The organism is Rhodococcus chondri, from assembly GCF_036327435.1.
Taxonomy (GTDB): Bacteria; Actinomycetota; Actinomycetes; order Mycobacteriales; family Mycobacteriaceae; genus Rhodococcus; species Rhodococcus chondri.
In genome coordinates this window covers 1-2,944 of the sequence record NZ_JAUZMZ010000306.1, presented here as the reverse complement: position 1 = coordinate 2,944, position 2,944 = coordinate 1, and the positions used below count along the sequence as shown (strand labels likewise).

General features: G+C 69.8%; 2 protein-coding genes and 2 pseudogenes. All 4 read right to left on the bottom strand.

All coding sequences use genetic code 11. From position 1 onward, the window contains the following. Positions 1–260, bottom strand: a pseudogene (locus Q8814_RS25435) (hypothetical protein); the annotation flags it as partial. A 129-nt stretch (positions 261–389) separates the two neighbouring features. Continuing rightward, positions 390–1,322, bottom strand: coding sequence for an iron chelate uptake ABC transporter family permease subunit (locus Q8814_RS25430; RefSeq protein ID WP_330154724.1), 933 nt, complete (start codon positions 1,320–1,322; stop codon positions 390–392). Continuing rightward, a pseudogene (locus Q8814_RS25425) lies at positions 1,319–2,302 on the bottom strand (heme/hemin ABC transporter substrate-binding protein). The gene Q8814_RS25430 and the pseudogene Q8814_RS25425 overlap by 4 nt, the downstream one beginning before the upstream one ends. A gap of 3 nt (positions 2,303–2,305) precedes the next feature. After that, on the bottom strand, positions 2,306–2,944 hold a 639-nt coding region (locus Q8814_RS25420; protein WP_330154723.1), incomplete at its 5' end, for a biliverdin-producing heme oxygenase.

Below are 2,944 nucleotides of genomic sequence, written 5' to 3'. Positions count from 1 at the left end.
TCGAGCAGCAGGAGGGTGTTCCCGTCGTCGGCGAGGGCCGCGCTCTCGCCGCTTGCGGGGTCGAGCACCATCGCCTCGACCGCTTGATCGAGAGGCCGCACGGTGCCTGCGGGCGGCGTGGTGAGTTCCGGGGAGACGGCCGCGGTGGCCGGTTCGATGGTGCGGATGGTCTCCGGACCGTTCTCCGACGAACACCCGGCCAGCAGTGTCACCGCGAGTCCCATCGCCACCGCGGTCCCACGCATCACCGGTTTGCCCATCGTTTTGCTCCTCGCTGTCACCGTCGCTCGTGCCGTCCACCGGGACGGCACCCGGCGTCCAGTGTTCCTGATCGCGGTCTCGGTAACGCAGGCGCCTCGGCAGCGCAGCTCAGCGGTGTGAGGAGGCACTCATCCCGCAGCGGCCACAGGTGGCGTGCGGCGCGGCAGCACCAGCGGGGTGCCCGATTCGGGATGCGCGCTCACCCTCACGGGATAGGCGTAGACGCGGCTGAGCAGTTCCCCGGTGAGAACCCGTGCGGGCACGCCGTCCGCGACGACCCGTCCCTGTTCGAGGACACAGATGCGGTCGGCGTATGCCGCGGCGAGACCCAGGTCGTGCAGGACCACGACGACAGCCTGCCCCTGATCCGCGCGTGCACGCACCACCTGCATGATCGTTTCCTGATGTCCGAGATCCAGCGCTGCCGTCGGCTCGTCGAGCAGCAGGGTCTGGGTGTCCTGCGCCAGCACCCGCGCAAGGGCCACCCGGGCGCGTTCACCGCCGGACAGGGCCGGGAACGGCCGGTCTGCCAGATGTGCGACATCGCACGTGCGGAAGGCCTCTGCGATGAGGCGGTCGTCGGCGTCCTGCCGCGGGGTGCGCGTCCAGGCGGCGCGTCCCATCTGCACCACCTGCCGCGCGGTGAAGGGGAATCCCGCGGTGTGCTGTTGCGGCAGCACCGCCCGCCGCCGCACCGGACGACACCCGATCACACCGGGCTCGGCGAGGGGATTGGCGAACACTCCCTGGAGCAGCGCGCCCGAACAGCCCAGCGCGGCGCCGACCAGGATCGCCAGCACCACGCGGGGGAAGCGAACCTCCCACAGCGTCACCTCACCGGCCGGATGGGCGGGCAGCGGACCGATGTCGAGCCCGATCCGGTGCAGCACGCTGCCGACCACCTCCGCGGGACCGGTCGGTACCTGTCCCAGGCACGCCGACGCGATCGCCAGGGTCACCAGCGCCACGACCAATCCGGCGAACACGACTGTGGTGCGGCCGAACGCGGGCGTGCGCAATGCACGTTCGGGGACCGCGCCGGTCTCGGTGACTTCGCTCATGCCTGATCCGCGGGATAGAACGCTTCGACCAGCGCGGACAGCACCTTTCCGCTGTCGGGGCCGAATCCGAGCATGACCGAATCGTCCATGTCGATGACACTGCCGGTCTTTCCCGCGGGAGTCTGAGCGACACCGGGCAGCTCCGCCAGACCTTCTGCACCGCCGACGGATTCGAGGCTGTGCGTCATGATCAGAATCACGTCGGGGGCCGACGCGATCATCGCCTCGCTGGTGATCGGGACGAACTGCGAGTCGAGCCGCGCGGCGGTCCCGGCATCGCGGCCCCCGAGGGCCTCGACCAGCGAGTCCGCGCCCGAACCGGGACCACCGAGCATCTTCACCGCCGCGCCGCGCAGATACAGGAACGCGACGGTCGGCTGCGGGTGACCGGCGGGCACGGAAGCGCGGGCGGCGGTGATCTCGTCGAGCGTGCGCCGCGGCGACGGCCTCGATGTCGGCGGCGACGGTGTCGAGGCTGCGTTGCGGATCGACGAACACCACCGGAATCCCGGTGGCGCGCAATTGTTCCTGCACCGCGAGGGGCCCGATGGACGTGTCGGTCAGGATCACGGTCGGATTCAGCGCCAGGATCGCTTCCGCATTGAGCGCGTGCCCGCCCGGCGTGACATCGGGCAGGTGCTCCGCGGCCGGGAAGATCGCGGTGGAACGACCGACGAGGCGGTCGCCGAGACCGAGGGAGAACACGGTCTGGGCGAGGGTGCCGGACCGATCCGCGACGACGATGCGCGAGATGTCGGTGACGGTGACATCGGCACCGTCGAAGCTGCGCACGGTGGCCGGCAGCGCCGGTGCCGGAGTCGTCGAGATCGGCCGCGGATCACGGTCGGCGACGACCGCGGTGCGCGCACCGGTGACGACGTGGGGGCAGCGCCGGGGATGCTTGTGCTGCACGCGCCGACCACCACGGCGGTGAGCACGAGCAGCAGGACCGACGGGACCCTGCGGGTGGGAGAGATCATCGCTCAGGCCAGCACCCGGAACCGGTCGAGATCGGCGGCGAGCTCGTCGAACAGCGCGCCGTTGAGACGGAAGACGAGGTTCGCCTCGTCGATCGTCCTCTGCTGCTGTTCGGGGTCGAGCGGCGCCGCGTCGAGCTTCGCCCGGTAGGAGTCCTTGAACGGCTTCGGTTTCGGGATCTCGTCGAAGATGTAGAAGCGTAAGCCGTCCCGGTCGTAGCCGTAGGCGCGTTCGAGTTTGCGGCGGATGATCCGACCGCCGGACAGGTCACCGAGATAGCGCAGATAATGGTGTGCCAGAAACGCTTCGGGCGAGGCGGCCGCGACCTGCTCGAGCCGTTCGACGTAGGCGACGGTGGCTCGCAACGGGGTGATCGTCGTGCGCCTGTCGGCACCGATCAGATAGTCGAGATCCGCCTCGAGCGCCGGGGTGCGCAGCAGGTCGTCCGTGAGGAACGGCCCCACAACGGGATCGCCGGTGTAGGAACGGCCGACGCGTTCGAGGCTGTCGTAGATGAACCAGGACTGCGCGATGAGCGCGACGTGTCCCTCGGCGCTGAGGTTGCCGTCGAGCAGTTCGGCGACGAACACCGAGTTTTCGGTGTCGTTGTGCGTCCGCTGCGTTTCGGTCCTGATGCGCTCGGC